The following is a 14954-nucleotide window of genomic DNA, read 5'->3' on the forward strand; positions in this document are numbered from 1 at the left end:
TAGGCGCTGGTGTCCTGGGAGATCACCAGCAATTCCTTGACGCCGGCCTTGAACAGGTTTTCCGCTTCCAGCATCACATCCGCGATCGGCCGCGAAACGAGGTCGCCGCGCATCGATGGAATGATGCAGAAACTGCATCGATGGTTGCAGCCTTCGGATATTTTCAGATAGGCAAAATGTTTCGGCGTCAGCTTGATGCCTTGGGCGGGGACCAGATCAATGAAAGGCTCGTGCGGCTTGGGCAGATGCTTATGCACTGCCATCATGACTTCGCCGACCGCATGCGGGCCGGTTACCTCGAGCACCTTGGGATGCACGCTCTGGATGATGTCATTGCCTGCCGCATCCTTTTTTGCCCCCAGGCAACCGGTGACGATGACCTTGCCGTTTTCGCTTAGGGCTTCGCCGATCGCGTCGAGGGATTCCTGAACCGCGGCATCGATGAAACCGCAGGTATTGACGATCACCAGGTCGGCCCCGTCATAGGATTTGGCGGTCTGATAACCCTCGGCGCGCAACTGGGTGAGGATCTGCTCGGAGTCGACCAGCGCCTTGGGGCAACCAAGAGAAACAAAGCCGACTTTTGGTGCTGTTTGATTATCGTGAGACATAGAAAAAGGGTACAAAGCGAATCCGCTATTGTACCCTCTTCACCTGTACCGCCTCCCGACCGGATCGGCGCAATCAGGCCACACCATCCGTGGATCCGGCCCTAGCCTTTCGGCTTGTCGTTGTTCGACGGCGCGCCGGGAAACGGGAAGGTGCCGAACATGTTCTTGGTCTGACTCTGCATCTGCTCCTGCATCTGGATGAACAGCGTCTTGCTCTGTTCGATGTAGTTGCTCATCATGCCCTGCATCATCGGCCCCTGCACATTCATGAACTGCGTCCACATCTCGGGGCTGAAGGGCTTGCCCTCATAGAATCCCTTGGAGCTTTCCGCCAGCTTGTTTTGAATGTCGATAAAAGCCTGGATATTCTTTTCGAGGTAGGAACCCATCATGCCCTGCATCGCATGTCCGTAATAACGGATGATCTGCGACAGGGCGCTGCTCGAAAACATCGGCGTGCCGTTCGACTCTTCCTCCAGGATGATCTGCAGCAGGATGCTGCGTGTCAGGTCCTCATCGGTCTTCGCATCGATAACGGTAAAGTCCTCGCTGTCGAGTACCAGTTGCTTGACATCGGAGAGCGTGATGTAGGAACTCGTCTGCGTGTCGTAAAGACGGCGATTCGGATACTTCTTGATCAAGCGCTCGGAAATCTTTTTTGCACTATTCATCGAAAATCCCATTGTGTTGCGTAGCTACGCAGTCAAGTCGCAAAAACGAACAATCGTTCGGATAACGCCTTCATTATAGTTTGAAAAAACTGCGATACGTGCATCCGGCACCGCATTATTGCGCCCACGCAATGCCGGCACACGTCAATTACTTGCCCTGCTCCGCCTTTGCCTTCACATACCGCCCCGGCGCCGGCTCGATCGGCTTGTACTCCGCATTGCCGAGCTTGCGTGGTGCATTCACCTTCTTGCCCGCATGCTCGCTCAGGAAGGCAACCCATTCCGGCCACCAGCTGCCGGGATGTTCCTGCGCACCTTTCATCCATTCGTCGGCAGTGGCCGGCACCTGGTCGTTGGTCCAATAGCTGCGTTTTTTCTTGGCCGGCGGATTGATGACCCCTGCGATATGCCCCGAAGCGCCGAGCACGAAACGGTTGCGCGTGCGCTTCTTGGGATTCAGGAGCCCGACGGACGCGTAGCCGGCAGTCCAGGGAACGATATGGTCCTCCCGGGAGCCGTAGATGAAAGTGGGGGTGTCGATTTTCGACAGATCCACTTTCTCGCCTGCGACCTTTACCTTGCCAGGATCCTTCAACTTGTTTTCAAGGTACATATTGCGCAGGTAGAAGCAGAACATCGGCCCGGGCAGATTGGTGCTGTCCGCATTCCAGTAAAGCAGATCGAAGGGCGGCGGCTCCTCACCTTTCAGGTAATTCGCCTTGACGTAGTTCCATACCAGGTCGTTCGGCCGAAGGCTGGAGAAAGCCGAGGTAAAATCCCGCCCCGGCATCAAGCCGCCCTGCCCGATCGTCTGCTCGCGCATTGCAACCTGGGCTTCGTCGATGAATACCTCGATCACGCCGGGATCGGAAAAATCGAGCAAGGTAGTGAGCAGGGTGAGGCTGGCTACCGGTTTTTCGCCGTGGGCATAAAGCAATGCCAGCGCGGTGGACAGCAAGGTTCCGCCGACGCAGAACCCCAGAGCGTTGATCTGGTCACTGCCCGAAATCGCCTGTGTCACCTCGATCGACTTCATTACGCCATCCTGGATGTATTCGTCCCAGGTCGTCTTGCCCATCGATGCATCGGGATTGCGCCAGGAAACCAGAAAAACCGTATGGCCCTGCTCGACGGCATGGCGGACCAGCGAGTTCTCCGGTTGCAGATCAAGGATGTAGTACTTGTTGATGCAAGGCGGCACCATCAGCAAGGGCCGCTCATACACTGTCTTCGTCAATGGCTTGTATTGCAGCAACTGGAACAGCGCATTTTCAAACACGACCGCCCCTTCGGTGGTCGCGACGTTCTTGCCGACTTCGAAGGCCGTTTCATCCGTTTGCGATATCTGCCCTTTCTGCATATCGGCCAGCATATGCGCGATGCCCTTCGTCAGGCTTTCACCCTTCGTTTCGATAATCTTCTGCTGGGCCTCGGGATTGGTGACCAGAAAATTGGCGGGCGACATGGCATCGACGATCTGTTGCACCGCAAAGCGGATTTTTTGCTTGGCTTTCGGTGTCGCCTTGACCGCATCGGCCATCGCCATCAGGAAGCGCGCATTCAGCAGATATACGGCGGCATTGAAGGCATACAGGGCGTTCGACTGCCATTCCGGCGCTGCGAAGCGGCGGTCGGCGATAGCTGGCGGTTTCGATGCAAGCACGTCCTGCCAGAGGGCAGACAATTGCTGCATGTAATCGTTCTGCAGTTTCGACATGACATCCGGTTCGATACTGGCGCCGAGTTCACTCATCGTCGAAAGCATCGGCTTGATATCGGGCTGCGGCTGGTTAAGCCATGCCTGCCATGCGCCGGGACCAGTGAACTGGGCCATCCATTCGGAAGGAGCGGATTGAGGGAAGAAGGTATTCATGCCTGGCTCTCTATTTTCGCGTATGGTTACGGTTTGTCTGGGAATTGGATGCTATGTATATCGTCGCCATTGCATGGATGTACGTCGTGTTCATGATGTCGATCACGGAGCGAACCGTCGTTGCCGGCATCATGACTTTCCTGCTCTATGGCGTCCTGCCACTCTCGGTCATTCTATACTTATTGGGGACTCCACAGCGCAAACGCAACCGGCTGGCCAAGGAAAAACAGCAGCAGTCGGAAGCGATCGGCGGCGCGGGCGATGGAGCAAACGCGGCGACCGACAAGGCGGATCCTTAAGCTGTGAGTCGAGCCGGCATATCAAGTGCGATTACTTGAGCCAAATCAAGGAGGCCATCCGGCCGGTTGTCCGGTCTCGCCGAAATGAGTAAAAGCTGCCGCTGTCGGTAACGGTGCATCCGCCGCCACCCGTTACGCGCCCCACACCAGCCGCTCCCAGCGCCCTGCGTGCCAACACATATATATCGGCAAGATATTTGCCCGGGCTGTCCGGCACCGGGACGAAAGCCGCGCTTGCCGCGGCATCGCTGGCGACAAACGCATCGAATACATCCGTCCCGACCTCGAAGCATTCGGGCCCGATCGCCGGTCCCAGCCAGGCGATGATTTCATCCGCCCCCAGCGACCGCATGCGTGCGACGGTATTCTGGAGCACGCCTCCGGCGAGGCCACGCCAGCCTGCATGCGCCGCCCCCACTGCCCGGCCGTTCAGCGCGCAAAACAGTACAGGCAGACAGTCAGCGGTCTGGATTGCGCACACCACGCCGGGTCGGGATGCCACACTCGCGTCAGCCTGCGGGGCATCAAGTGCGAATGCGGCATCGACCACGGTTGTGCCATGTACTTGCGTCAGCCAGGCCGGCTCCGCCGGCACCAAGGCCCGCAACAACTCCCGGTTCTGCCTCACATGTTCCCGCTGGTCGCCCACATGGGTCCCTAGATTCAGGCCGCCCCCACCGTCGCCATCATCATAAGGAGCGAGGCTTACGCCTCCACGACGCGTCGTGGACAAGGCGCCGATTTGCGGAACGCCACCTCCCCAGTCCGGGATAATCAGGTCAGCCATGCCTGGACGGGACGGATTCAAGGAATTTCTCCCTCGATGCCCGCACGCGCCAGCAAACCGGCGAAGTCTTCGGCAAGCGGGGATCGCCATTCGCATGCATCGCCCGAGGCAGGGTGCAGCAGACCGAGGCGATGGGCGTGAAGCGCCTGTCGCCCGAATACCGGAACCAGATGCGCCTTCCCATAAAGCGAATCGCCTACCAGCGGAAAGCCTATCGACTGCATGTGCACACGAATCTGGTGAGTCCGTCCGGTTTCGAGGTTGCAGCGGACCAGGCTGGCGACCTTGCCATCCAGCGATCCGGTGGCGATGCGTTCGTAATGGGTAATGGCCGGCTTGGCGCCGGGACCGTCCGAGACCGCCATCTTGATGCGATCTCGGGGATGACGTCCGATCGGCGCTTCGATTTTGCCGCCGACTTGGGGTTTTCCCCAAACCAGGGCCAGATACTCCCGCTTGACGCTGCGCGCCTGCAACTGCCTTACCAGATCGGTCTGGGCCTCCAGTGTTTTGGCCACCGCCATCAGGCCGCTCGTATCCTTGTCCAGCCGGTGGACGATACCGGCGCGCGGCACGCCGGACAGTGCCGGCCAGCGGTGCAGCAGACCGTTAAGCAAGGTGCCGGACCAGTTGCCCGCCGCGGGGTGGACTACCAGCCCGGCGGGTTTGTCGATGATGACGATGGCCGCATCGTCGTGCACGATGGACAGCGGAATCGGTTCGGGTGTGAACGCGCGCTCCTGCGGCGCGGCTTGCGGATGAATCACCACCGTCTCGTCACCGAGGACCAGCACCTTGGAACGAGCCGGCTGGCCGTCGATCGTGACATGGCCGGCGTCCAGCCATTGCTGGATGCGGCTGCGGGAATACTGCGGCACCAGCTGCGACAGGACTTTATCCAGCCGGACGCCACAAGCATCCTCCGACAGCGTCAGGACGATCGGCTGGTCTTCCTGCTGGGCGGGCGCGTGCAGGTCAGGAACGTCGTCCTCATCGATATCGTCGATATCGGATTCAATGGTTTGCTTGGTCAAGATCGGGATTCGGTTGGGTAGGCGGCTGCGGCCGCAAAAAAGGCGGTCAAGCCGCCGGCACAACGCCGCAAAATACAGGGCAAGCCGCATAGCTAAGCCATGAGAAGCATCGGCTATAATCTGGCATCTTGTTCAGAAGCATTCTTGCGAACGTCATGCACATCAAATCGTTAAAAATTTCCGCCATTGCGCTCGTTCTCTCCTTGTCGGCCTGCGGCCTGACCCAGGAAAAAGTCGATGAGACCCGGACATGGTCGGCCTCGAAATTATACTCGGAGGCCCGTGACGAGCTGGCGAGCGGGAACTTCGAAAGGGCGGTTTCCCATTTCGAAAAGCTGGAATCGCGCTATCCCTTCGGTACCTATGCGCAACAGGCACAGATGGAAATAGCCTATGCGCATTACCGGCAAGGCGACCAGCCGCAGGCGCTGGCTGCCGTGGAGCGTTTCATCAAGCTGCATCCGAATCATCCGAATGTCGATTACATGTACTACCTGCGCGGGCTGATCAACTTCAACGACCAGCTCAGCTTCCTGAATTTCCTTGCGCGGCAGGACCCCAGCGAACGCGACTCCAAGGCAACCCGCGAAGCCTTCGAAGCCTTCAAGCAACTGGCGCAGCGTTTTCCCGACAGCAAATACACCAAGGATGCGATCGCCCGCATGAACTACCTGGTGAACGCCATGGCGCAATATGAAGTGCATGTGGCCAACTATTACCTGCGGCGCGGCGCCTATCTGGCAGCGGCCAACCGGGCGCAGGCTGCCGTGACCGAGTACCGGGAGGCCCCGGCTGTCGAGGAAGCGCTGTTCATCATGGTCAAGGCTTACGATGCGCTGCAGCTGCCGCAATTGCGGGATGACGCGGAACGCGTGATGCGCACGAACTTCCCGAACAGCGTGTACTTCAGCGGCGGCCCGAAGAAATCCGAGCCCTGGTGGAAATTCTGGTAAGCGAAACCGGCTGCGAGCCGGTTTGCAACAATCATGACCTGCGGCGGAACACCCACGTATTTTCGGTCGAAACAGCGGCATCGAACGCGTAACCGTCGCTGTCGAACGCCTTCAGCTTTTCGACCTGCCGGAGCCCTTTCGTAATCGCGTAGCGCGCCATCAGTCCACGGGCGCGCTTGGCGAAAAACGAAATGATTTTGTATTTTCCGTTCTTCCAGTCCTCGAATACCGGCGTGACGATTCTTGCATTGAGCAATTTCGGCTTGACCGACTTGAAATACTCGTCCGATGCGAGATTGACCAGTATCTGGGACGGCTGCTGCTCCAGTTCGGCGTTCAAAGCCGTCGTCACCAGATCACCCCAGAACGCATACAGGTCCTTCCCCCGCGGGTTGTCGAGCCGGGTTCCCATCTCCAGCCGGTAAGGCTGCATCAGGTCCAACGGACGCAGGACGCCATACAGCCCGGATAGAATGCGCAGGTGTGATTGAGCATAGTCGATCTGCCGAGCGGACAGGGAGGTGGCGTCGAGGCCGTCGTACACATCGCCATTGAATGCAAACAATGCCTGTTTCGCGCTCGCGGTGGTGAAGCGCCGTTTCGACCAGGCGGCGAAACGATCGGCGTTGAGGGCGGCGAGCGCGTCGGAAATTCCCATCAGGCTGGCAATCTCGGCGGGCGCTTTCTTTTTCAGGATATCGATCAGCTGCGCGGAGTGTTCGATGAAATCCGGGCGGGTATGAAGGTCGGTGGCGGGCGGCGTTACGTAATCAAGGGTCTTGGCGGGCGACAAAACAATCAGCATTTCACTTTTTCCAAACAACAATTTTCCGTAATGATACCTAAGCGCGTTGTGCTCGACACGAATGTCTGTCTGGACCTGTTTGTCTTCCGCGATCCGCGCTGGGCGACGTTGGAGGCGGCGTTGCGTAGCGGCGCAATCGAAGCCGTGACACGGACCGACTGCCGGATGGAATGGCTTGCAGTGCTGCAATACGAACACCTTCCGCTGGACGAATCATCGCGCGCGGAGGCTGCCATCGAGTTCGATGCCGTGATTCGCTGTGTCGAAGATACGACTGCGGTGCCGCCGGGTATTCGTCTGCCGCTCTGCAGCGATCCGGATGACCAGAAATTCCTGGAAACCGCGCTTGCCCAACAGGCCGGCATCCTGATCACCAAGGACAAGGCGCTGCTCAAGCTTGCGCGGAAAACGGCGCGGGCCGGCCTGTTCCGCATTTTGCCGCCGCAAGACTGGCGACTTGAAGAGTAACAAGACGCTAGAATGCGATTTTCCAAATCATTTGAGCTGCAGGCATGAATATCGGTACAGCATCTTTCCCTTTGCAATCCAGATTGCCGCGAGTCGGCACCACGATATTCACGGTGATGTCGGCGCTCGCCGCGGAAAAGAACGCCGTCAACCTTGGCCAGGGATTCCCGGATTTTGACTGCGATCCAGCGCTTGTCGATGCGGTGTCACAGGCAATGAAGAGCGGCTTCAATCAGTATCCGCCGATGACCGGCGTGCCGGCATTGCGGCAAGCGATCGCCGGCAAGATCGCAACCCTGTATGGCCGCAACTACGACCCTGCCGCGGAGATCACCGTAACAGCGGGCGCCACCCAGGCGATCCTGACGGCGGTATTGTGCAGTGTTCATCTCGGCGATGAAGTAATCGTGATCGAGCCGGCGTACGACAGCTATGTGCCGGCGATCGAACTCGCGGGCGGCAAACCGGTGTTCGTGCAGATGCAGGTCGATGCGGGTGGCTACAGCGTTCCCTGGAACAAAGTAGCGGCGGCCGTGACACCCCAAACCCGCCTGATCATGATCAACTCCCCGCACAACCCGACGGGTTCCGTGCTGCGCGAAGCGGACCTGCAGGCGCTTGCGGACATCGTTCGCGAAACCGGCATTCTCATCGTCTCCGACGAGGTATATGAGCACATGGTGTTCGACGGCGCGCGCCATGAATCCATATGCCGTCACCCGGAACTCGCTGCCCGGGCATTCGTCATTTCCAGCTTCGGCAAAACCTACCATGTCACCGGATGGAAGGTCGGTTACGTCGCCGCGCCGGCGGCACTCAGCAACGAATTCCGCAAAGTACACCAGTTCAACGTCTTCACGGTCAATACACCGGTCCAGCATGCGTTCGCGCAGTTCATGGCCGATCCCGCTCCTTATCTTGAACTTGCCGGTTTCTATCAGCGCAAGCGCGACCTGTTCCGCGACGGGCTGGCCAATACCCGCTTCAAGCTCCTGCCCTCAGACGGTACTTACTTCCAATGTGTTGACTATTCGGCAATATCATCGATGCCGGAATCCGAATTTGCCCAATGGCTGACCAGAGAAATCGGCGTTGCCGCCATACCGGTTTCGGCGTTTTACAATGAGCCGCGCGAGTCGGGCATTGTCCGCTTCTGCTTCGCAAAGAAGGATGAAACACTGCAAACGGCCCTTGCACGATTGGCAACTTTATAAGTCCTTCTGCCGATGATTTGATGAAATTTTAAGCGCCCACCTTCAGTCCCGACGAATTTGTGCCGTTGAAGCAGCATCACGACTAAAGATGTCATACCGGCGCGCCGGCGTGGCACGTCGCATTACCCAAGCAAAAATTCAAACAGGCCGCTGGAGGAAAGCGGACGGCCGCTAAATCGGGGGAGGCAAGATGCTTGATCATTACCGTATCAATGTATCAGACATCGTCATCGGCGAACCGCTCCCATGGGATGTGTATGACGAAAGCAAGCGCCTATTGCTAAGCAAAGGACATGTCATCGCCACCGAGCGCCAGTTCGACGAACTGGCCAAACGCGGCTTATTCATCGATGGCAGCGCCGCCGACCGATCAAGGGACAGGAAATGTGAAGATCATTCGGCGAAACAGGCTCACCCTTCCGCGCTACGCATCATCAACCTGGCACACAAGCGCCTTGAAAGACTGCTCTTCAACCTGACCAACGAGACGGACACGCAGGAAAAAGTTCTTGATATAGCGAGGTCGATTGCACAGGCGATCGACATCAATCCGGATATTTCGCTTGGCTGCGTACTGCTGAATCAGCAGGCGCACAATTACACGATCCGGCATTGCCTGGATACGGCGGTCCTGACCGCCATCGTTGCTCGGGGCATGCAAAAAGACCCCGATGAAACACTGGTGATGATGGCCGCCGCGCTGACGATGAATATCGGCATGCTTCGACAGCATGACGAACTGCAGGCACGGAGCGAGCCGCTGTCCGAAAGAGAATTGGAAAGTATCAGACAGCATCCCCAGCAAGCCGCCAACATACTCATGCAATGCGGCATCAACGATCCGGCCTGGCTGTCCTACGTACTACTGCATCATGAGAATGAAGACGGAAGCGGTTACCCGCTCGGAAAATCGGTGGGAGAGATCGGTACGAACGCCAAGATCGTTTCCCTGGCCGACCGCTACTGCGCGGCGGTTTCCAACCGCCGATACCGCAAGCCGCTCCTGCCGCAATCCGCAATGCGCGATGTTTTTCTCGGCGCCGGAAAGCCGAGCGATCCGACGCTGGCAGCGTACTTCATCCGTGAAATCGGCAGCTACCCGCCAGGCACATTCGTGCGGCTGCAGAATGGTGAAATCGGCGTGGTTACCCGCAAAGGCAAGACCGTGACAACGCCGGTGGTTCATGCGCTGATCGGTCCGCGCGGTGCGCCGCTGGCGTTTCCGATTCAGCGCGATACCGGCAAGGATCTATTTGCGATAAAGGAGACGCTCGGCGGCGAGCAGGCCGTACTCCGGTTCAGCCTGCAGCAACTCTGGGGGGAGGAAGCGGCATTGTGACCCGGAGCTCTCGGTACCGTTTTACTTGGGCCGCGCCATCATTTCCTGCTGGTTCGCCTTTCGGTCTGCATTGACGCGCTGCGCCGCAGGGCGCTCGCCCAGCATCTTTGTGTAGTCGCGGATCGGCAGATCGGCCAGAACGTCTTCACCGTAAATCGCCTTCGATGCCATGCTTACCAACGGCAAATGCACCAGCGCGGCGCAATCCGCCATCGTGAATTCCGAACCGCCGACATAGGGCGAGAACTTGGCTAGTCCGGCGAACGCCTTCGCGTTACGGGTCAGGAGCTTCTGCGTCCGCGTCTTGATCTCGTCCGACACCTTGCCACCGAAAAATGCTTCCGGATACAACTCCCGTGCAACCAATTCCAGGTGCAGTTCCATGTACGTGACCAGTTCACGGATTTTCGCCGCCGCAAACGGATCGACAGGAATCAGCGGCTTCTGCGGATAGGCGCTTTCGATGTATTCCATCATGACCTGCGACTCAAGGATGATGCCCTGGTCGGTCTCGAAGAACGGGACTTTCCCTAGCGGCGATCTTGCAAGCAAGGCCGGCGAGCGATCGGTCCACACCAGCTCTTCTTCGAAATCGACACCCTTTTCCAGCAAGGCGAATTTCACTTTGTTGTAGTAGTTGCTTACGGAAAAGCCGCATAGTTTCAGCATGTTATCTCCAATGATTATTAATTTTAACCGCCGGCCGGATACCGGCATTTTGTTGCCCGCGAGTGCGAAAGCTTACCGCAGGATGCAATTCAATGCCGGCCTCAAACCTGCTTTGCGCATTTGGGCAATAATAGACGGCAGTATATTCATTTCAGCAGTTGAAGACGCTGCGGTCATTTCGCAGGCTGCTGGAGCTTCCGCATGATTTTCATTGATGCACCTTATTTCCGACATCCATACCTGCTCCCATGTCCGCCGAACTTCAAGCCTCCCGTCGTGATGCGACGCTGATACTCACCCTTTCCAATCCCGGCGCAAAGAATGCGCTGCACCCCGACATGTATGCCGCCGCGGTCGAAACCCTGTCGACCGCAGAGCGCGACGATTCGATCAGGGCAGTCGTACTGACCGGCGCGGATAATTTTTTCTGTGCGGGCGGCAATCTGAATCGCCTGCTCGAAAACCGCTCGAAGGAAAAGTCGGTCCAGGCTGAGTCCATCAACAACCTCCACGGTTGGATTGAAGCCATCCGGGACTGCCCGAAGCCGGTGATCGCCGCCGTCGAAGGTGCGGCGGCCGGCGCCGGATTCTCGCTGGCGCTGGCCTGCGACATGATCGTCGCCGGCACGTCCGCCAAATTCGTCATGGCCTATGTGAAGGTCGGGCTCACACCGGACGGCGGCGGCTCATGGTTTTTGTCGCGTGCCCTGCCGCGCCAGCTGGCCACGGAAATTCTTATCGAAGGCAAGCCGGTGGGCGCACCGCGCCTGCATGAACTTGGCCTCGTCAACAAAGTGGTCGCCGACGGCACCGCTCTCGATACCGCGCTGAACTGGGCCGACGAACTGGCAGCCTTGTCCCCCAACGCGGTGGAGCGCATCAAGTCGCTGACCCAGGATGCACAAAACAACTCGCTCGCGCAGCACTTCGAAACGGAGAAACACCACTTCGTCGAAAGCCTGCATCATCGCGATGCACAGGAAGGCATCAACGCATTCCTGGAAAAGAGAAAGCCGCAATACAAATGACCGAACATAAAAGACGACGCATCTACCTGATGCGCCATGGCAGCGTCACCTACTTCGACGCCGCAGGCAAGCCCATCCTTCCCGAGCAAGTTCCGCTGAACGAACTTGGCCGCTCGCAAGCCACTGCCGCAGGAAAAGTGTTCGCCCAGGAAGGTCTGCGATTCGACAAGGTGATCGTATCCGGCCTGCCGCGCACCGTGGAGACTGCCGGACTGGTGCTCGCCGAGACCGGGCAGCAGATCAAGCTGGAAGTATGGCCGGAGCTTGAGGAACTTCGGGGCGGAAAACTTTCCGCCATTCCCGATGAAGCCTTAAGAGAAGCGTTCGTTGGCGCCTTCGACGGACTGGTCCCGGAGCACAAGCGATTCCTCGGCGGCGAAAGTATCGGCGAATTGATCGATCGCGTGCACCCATGCATAGACCGGCTGCGCGCTGATAAATCCTGGGACACGGTACTGCTGGTTCTGCATGGCGGCATCAACCGCGTCATCCTGTCATATGCGCTGACCAACCAGCGCCTGTTCCTCGGCAACCTTGCACAGACCGCCGGATGCATCAACGCATTGGATGTCGGCGATGCCCCCGCCGACTGGGTAGTAAGGATCGTCAATTTTTCACCCCCTTCGCACCTGCAGGGCGAATCGCGAAGCACCACGATGGAAATCCTGTTGGAGCAATATCGCAAGTCCCGGGCCGCATGACGAGCTGGAGCCAAATAGTACGACCGTACTCTTTCATCATGTAGAATGCACCGATAACGCTATCTCAGGAGACAAGATGTTCGAAGAATTCATGGGCACCAGACCTGTTTCGGACCGCCAGAAATTCGATGTCGGCGCACTGCAGGCATACATGCGCGAGCATGTGGAAGGTTTTTCGGGTGAACTGGCGGTCGAGCAGTTCAAGGGCGGCCAATCCAATCCCACGTTCAAACTTAGCGCCGACGGCCGCAGCTACGTACTGCGCACCAAGCCCGGACCAGCAGCCAAGCTCCTTGCATCTGCCCATGCGATCGACCGCGAATTCCGCGTGATGGATGCGCTGCATAAAGCCGGTTTTCCGGCGGCACGCCAGTATGCGTTGTGCATCGACGAGTCGATCATCGGACGCGCTTTCTACATCATGGATTTCGTCGACGGCCGGGTCCTGTGGGATCAGTCGCTGCCGGGCATGGCAAACGAAGAGCGTGGCGCCATCTACGACGAAATGAACCGCGTCATTTCGCAGCTTCACACCATCGACTATGCCGCCATCGGACTTGCGGATTACGGCAAGCAGGGAAATTACTTCGCCCGCCAGATCGACCGCTGGACGAAGCAGTACAAGGCGTCCGAAACGGAGAAGATCGAGGCGATGGACAACCTGATTCAATGGTTGCCCAATAACATCCCGCCCGGCGACGAGACCAGCATCGTGCATGGCGACTACCGCCTGGACAACATGATTTTTCACCCAACCGAAGCGCGCGTGCTGGCGGTGCTGGATTGGGAACTGTCGACACTCGGCCATCCGCTCGCCGACTTTTCATACCATTGCATGAGCTGGCATATCCCGCCCGGACAATTCCGCGGCATCGGCGGACTCGACCACAAGGCGCTCGGCATCCCGAGCGAAGAGGAATACATCGCGAAGTACTGCGCCCGCACCGGCAAGACCATTCGCAAGGAAGATTTCAATTTCTATCTCGCCTACAACATGTTCCGCATGGCCGGCATCCTGCAAGGCATCATGAAGCGCTATGTGGACGGCACCGCATCCAGCGAGCAGGCGCTGGCCTCGGGCAAAGCGGCACGCCCGATGGCGGAAATGGGCTGGAAATACGCAAGCGCGTCATGAGGCTGGCAGCTTCAGCAACATAACGTTACTCACATAGACCACAAAGGCAAGGAGACATCATGGATTTCGAATACTCGGACCGCTGCAAGGAACTGCAGGCAAGGCTGCTGGCTTTCATGGATGAGCATGTCTATCCGAACGAGAAGGCATACAAGCAGGAAATCGACCGCAACGGGGTCGAAAAAGGCAATCGCTGGCTTGCCACCACCATCATCGAAGATCTGAAACCGAAGGCACGCGCGGCCGGACTCTGGAACTTGTTTCTGCCGAAATCGACCCGCGCCCCGGAAGGCCTGTCTAACCTCGACTACGCACCGTTATGCGAAATCATGGGACGCGTGCCCTGGGGTGCGGAGGTGTTCAACTGTTCCGCGCCGGACACCGGCAACATGGAAACCATCGAACGTTACGGCACCGAGGAGCACAAGCGTCAGTGGCTGGAGCCGCTGCTGCGCGGCGAGATCCGCTCCGCATTCGCAATGACGGAACCGGCAGTGGCTTCCTCCGATGCCACCAATATCGCCACCCGCATCCAGCGCGACGGCGATGAATACGTCATCAACGGGCACAAATGGTGGATTTCCGGCGCAGGCGATCCGCGCTGCAAGATTTTCATCCTGATGGGCAAAACCGATCCGGACGCGCCGCGCCATTCGCAGCAATCGATGATCCTGGTACCTGCCGATACCAAGGGCATCACCATCAAGCGTCCTCTGCCGGTGTTCGGCTACGACGACGCGCCGCATGGCCATTGCGAAATTCTGTTCGAGAACGTTCGCGTACCGGCATCCAACATCCTGCTGGGCGAAGGACGCGGCTTCGAGATCGCGCAGGGTCGTCTCGGACCGGGCCGTATCCACCACTGCATGCGCGCCATCGGTGTGGCTGAACGTGCACTGGAATACATGTGCAAGCGGCTCAACGAGCGTATCGCGTTCGGCAAGCGTGTATCCGAGCAAAGCATCTGGCATGAGCGGATCGCGGACGCACGCATCATGATCGACACCGCCCGTCTGCTGACGTTGAAGGCCGCCTACATGATGGACACGGTCGGCAACAAGCATGCGAAGGCAGAGATCGCGATGATCAAGGTGCTGGCGCCGAATGTGACGCAGCAGGTGCTGGACTGGGCCATCCAGGCGCATGGCGCCGGTGGGGTCTGCGACGACTTCCCGCTCGCCTATCAATGGGCCGGCAACCGCACGCTGCGGATCGCCGATGGTCCGGACGAGGTGCACCGCAACTCGATCGCCAAGCTCGAACTGGCGAAGCACATCGCCGTGCCGGCGAAAGACCTCGAACTGCCGATCACACGCTCCTGATCCAGGCCGCTGGCCGGGTCTCCTGCGGCGTAAAGCAAGTAGTCT

16 protein-coding genes are annotated in these 14954 nt (G+C 58.5%); 9 read left to right on the top strand and 7 right to left on the bottom strand.

What is annotated here, in order from left to right:
* The 3 genes from VGU61_RS14120 to phaC all read right to left on the bottom strand — a co-directional run.
* Positions 1-611: radical SAM protein (locus tag VGU61_RS14120; RefSeq protein WP_326859785.1), on the bottom strand; the 611-nt coding region annotated here is incomplete at its 3' end.
* A gap of 101 nt (positions 612-712) precedes the next feature.
* The gene (gene phaR / locus VGU61_RS14125; RefSeq protein ID WP_326859786.1) at positions 713-1282 is read right to left on the bottom strand and encodes a polyhydroxyalkanoate synthesis repressor PhaR; all 570 of its coding nucleotides are present in this window, start codon (positions 1280-1282) and stop codon (positions 713-715) included.
* A gap of 148 nt (positions 1283-1430) precedes the next feature.
* The gene (gene phaC / locus VGU61_RS14130; protein WP_326859787.1) at positions 1431-3155 is read right to left on the bottom strand and encodes a class I poly(R)-hydroxyalkanoic acid synthase; all 1725 of its coding nucleotides are present in this window, start codon (positions 3153-3155) and stop codon (positions 1431-1433) included.
* Positions 3156-3208: 53 nt separating this feature from the next.
* On the opposite strand from phaC, the gene VGU61_RS14135 reads away from it, so the two are divergent.
* Positions 3209-3454, top strand: coding sequence for a hypothetical protein (locus tag VGU61_RS14135; protein ID WP_326859788.1), 246 nt, complete (start codon positions 3209-3211; stop codon positions 3452-3454).
* A 31-nt stretch (positions 3455-3485) separates the two neighbouring features.
* Here VGU61_RS14135 and pgeF read toward each other — a convergent pair whose 3' ends face one another.
* Positions 3486-4241 carry a peptidoglycan editing factor PgeF gene (pgeF, locus tag VGU61_RS14140; protein WP_326859799.1) on the bottom strand — a complete coding sequence of 252 codons (756 nt, stop codon included), beginning with the start codon at positions 4239-4241 and terminating at the stop codon, positions 3486-3488.
* Positions 4242-4258: 17 nt separating this feature from the next.
* Positions 4259-5275 carry an RluA family pseudouridine synthase gene (locus VGU61_RS14145; protein WP_414691639.1) on the bottom strand — a complete coding sequence of 339 codons (1017 nt, stop codon included), beginning with the start codon at positions 5273-5275 and terminating at the stop codon, positions 4259-4261.
* 155 nt (positions 5276-5430) lie between these two features.
* Here VGU61_RS14145 and VGU61_RS14150 point away from each other — a divergent pair, with 155 nt between their 5' ends.
* A complete protein-coding gene (locus VGU61_RS14150) occupies positions 5431-6228 on the top strand; it encodes an outer membrane protein assembly factor BamD (RefSeq protein ID WP_326859789.1) in 798 nt (265 codons plus the stop codon).
* 31 nt (positions 6229-6259) lie between these two features.
* Here the strand turns inward: VGU61_RS14150 and yaaA are convergent, their stop codons facing one another.
* Positions 6260-7033 carry a peroxide stress protein YaaA gene (yaaA, locus tag VGU61_RS14155; RefSeq protein WP_326859790.1) on the bottom strand — a complete coding sequence of 258 codons (774 nt, stop codon included), beginning with the start codon at positions 7031-7033 and terminating at the stop codon, positions 6260-6262.
* 30 nt (positions 7034-7063) lie between these two features.
* On the opposite strand from yaaA, the gene VGU61_RS14160 reads away from it, so the two are divergent.
* The 3 genes from VGU61_RS14160 (at position 7064) to VGU61_RS14170 (ending at position 10054) form a co-directional block, all read left to right on the top strand.
* Positions 7064-7501: a putative toxin-antitoxin system toxin component, PIN family gene (locus tag VGU61_RS14160; protein WP_326859791.1), complete on the top strand. Its 438-nt coding sequence runs from the start codon at positions 7064-7066 to the stop codon at positions 7499-7501.
* A gap of 44 nt (positions 7502-7545) precedes the next feature.
* Positions 7546-8715 carry a pyridoxal phosphate-dependent aminotransferase gene (locus tag VGU61_RS14165; RefSeq protein ID WP_326859792.1) on the top strand — a complete coding sequence of 390 codons (1170 nt, stop codon included), beginning with the start codon at positions 7546-7548 and terminating at the stop codon, positions 8713-8715.
* A gap of 190 nt (positions 8716-8905) precedes the next feature.
* Positions 8906-10054 carry an HD-GYP domain-containing protein gene (locus tag VGU61_RS14170; RefSeq protein ID WP_326859793.1) on the top strand — a complete coding sequence of 383 codons (1149 nt, stop codon included), beginning with the start codon at positions 8906-8908 and terminating at the stop codon, positions 10052-10054.
* Positions 10055-10075: 21 nt separating this feature from the next.
* On the opposite strand, the gene VGU61_RS14175 is transcribed toward VGU61_RS14170, so the two are convergent.
* Entirely contained in the window at positions 10076-10723 is a 648-nt protein-coding gene (locus VGU61_RS14175; RefSeq protein ID WP_326859794.1) for a glutathione S-transferase, read from the bottom strand.
* A 248-nt stretch (positions 10724-10971) separates the two neighbouring features.
* Between VGU61_RS14175 and VGU61_RS14180 the strand changes: the two genes are divergently transcribed.
* From VGU61_RS14180 to VGU61_RS14195, 4 genes are all read left to right on the top strand, one after another.
* Positions 10972-11751, top strand: coding sequence for an oxepin-CoA hydrolase, alternative type (locus tag VGU61_RS14180; RefSeq protein ID WP_326859795.1), 780 nt, complete (start codon positions 10972-10974; stop codon positions 11749-11751).
* The gene (locus tag VGU61_RS14185) at positions 11748-12452 is read left to right on the top strand and encodes a histidine phosphatase family protein (protein ID WP_326859796.1); all 705 of its coding nucleotides are present in this window, start codon (positions 11748-11750) and stop codon (positions 12450-12452) included. The genes VGU61_RS14180 and VGU61_RS14185 overlap by 4 nt, the downstream gene beginning before the upstream one ends.
* 76 nt (positions 12453-12528) lie before the next feature.
* On the top strand, positions 12529-13587 hold the full coding sequence (locus VGU61_RS14190) for a phosphotransferase (RefSeq protein ID WP_326859797.1): 1059 nt from the start codon (positions 12529-12531) through the stop codon (positions 13585-13587).
* Positions 13588-13646: 59 nt separating this feature from the next.
* Positions 13647-14909 carry an acyl-CoA dehydrogenase family protein gene (locus VGU61_RS14195; protein ID WP_326859798.1) on the top strand — a complete coding sequence of 421 codons (1263 nt, stop codon included), beginning with the start codon at positions 13647-13649 and terminating at the stop codon, positions 14907-14909.
* Positions 14910-14954 lie beyond the last annotated feature (45 nt).

It is taken from the genome of Noviherbaspirillum sp. (assembly GCF_035944575.1).
Taxonomy (GTDB): domain Bacteria; phylum Pseudomonadota; class Gammaproteobacteria; order Burkholderiales; family Burkholderiaceae_D; genus Noviherbaspirillum.

What these genes read in the sequence shown, in the direction of transcription:
- phaR (WP_326859786.1), bottom strand. Translation starts at nt 1,282, where the DNA reads ATGAATAGTGCAAAAAAGATTTCCGAGCGCTTGATCAAGAAGTATCCG.
- phaC (WP_326859787.1), bottom strand. Translation starts at nt 3,155, where the DNA reads ATGAATACCTTCTTCCCTCAATCCGCTCCTTCCGAATGGATGGCCCAG.
- VGU61_RS14135 (WP_326859788.1), top strand. Translation starts at nt 3,209, where the DNA reads ATGTATATCGTCGCCATTGCATGGATGTACGTCGTGTTCATGATGTCG.
- pgeF (WP_326859799.1), bottom strand. Translation starts at nt 4,241, where the DNA reads ATGGCTGACCTGATTATCCCGGACTGGGGAGGTGGCGTTCCGCAAATC.
- VGU61_RS14150 (WP_326859789.1), top strand. Translation starts at nt 5,431, where the DNA reads ATGCACATCAAATCGTTAAAAATTTCCGCCATTGCGCTCGTTCTCTCC.
- yaaA (WP_326859790.1), bottom strand. Translation starts at nt 7,033, where the DNA reads ATGCTGATTGTTTTGTCGCCCGCCAAGACCCTTGATTACGTAACGCCG.
- VGU61_RS14160 (WP_326859791.1), top strand. Translation starts at nt 7,064, where the DNA reads ATGATACCTAAGCGCGTTGTGCTCGACACGAATGTCTGTCTGGACCTG.
- VGU61_RS14165 (WP_326859792.1), top strand. Translation starts at nt 7,546, where the DNA reads ATGAATATCGGTACAGCATCTTTCCCTTTGCAATCCAGATTGCCGCGA.
- VGU61_RS14170 (WP_326859793.1), top strand. Translation starts at nt 8,906, where the DNA reads ATGCTTGATCATTACCGTATCAATGTATCAGACATCGTCATCGGCGAA.
- VGU61_RS14175 (WP_326859794.1), bottom strand. Translation starts at nt 10,723, where the DNA reads ATGCTGAAACTATGCGGCTTTTCCGTAAGCAACTACTACAACAAAGTG.
- VGU61_RS14180 (WP_326859795.1), top strand. Translation starts at nt 10,972, where the DNA reads ATGTCCGCCGAACTTCAAGCCTCCCGTCGTGATGCGACGCTGATACTC.
- VGU61_RS14185 (WP_326859796.1), top strand. Translation starts at nt 11,748, where the DNA reads ATGACCGAACATAAAAGACGACGCATCTACCTGATGCGCCATGGCAGC.
- VGU61_RS14190 (WP_326859797.1), top strand. Translation starts at nt 12,529, where the DNA reads ATGTTCGAAGAATTCATGGGCACCAGACCTGTTTCGGACCGCCAGAAA.
- VGU61_RS14195 (WP_326859798.1), top strand. Translation starts at nt 13,647, where the DNA reads ATGGATTTCGAATACTCGGACCGCTGCAAGGAACTGCAGGCAAGGCTG.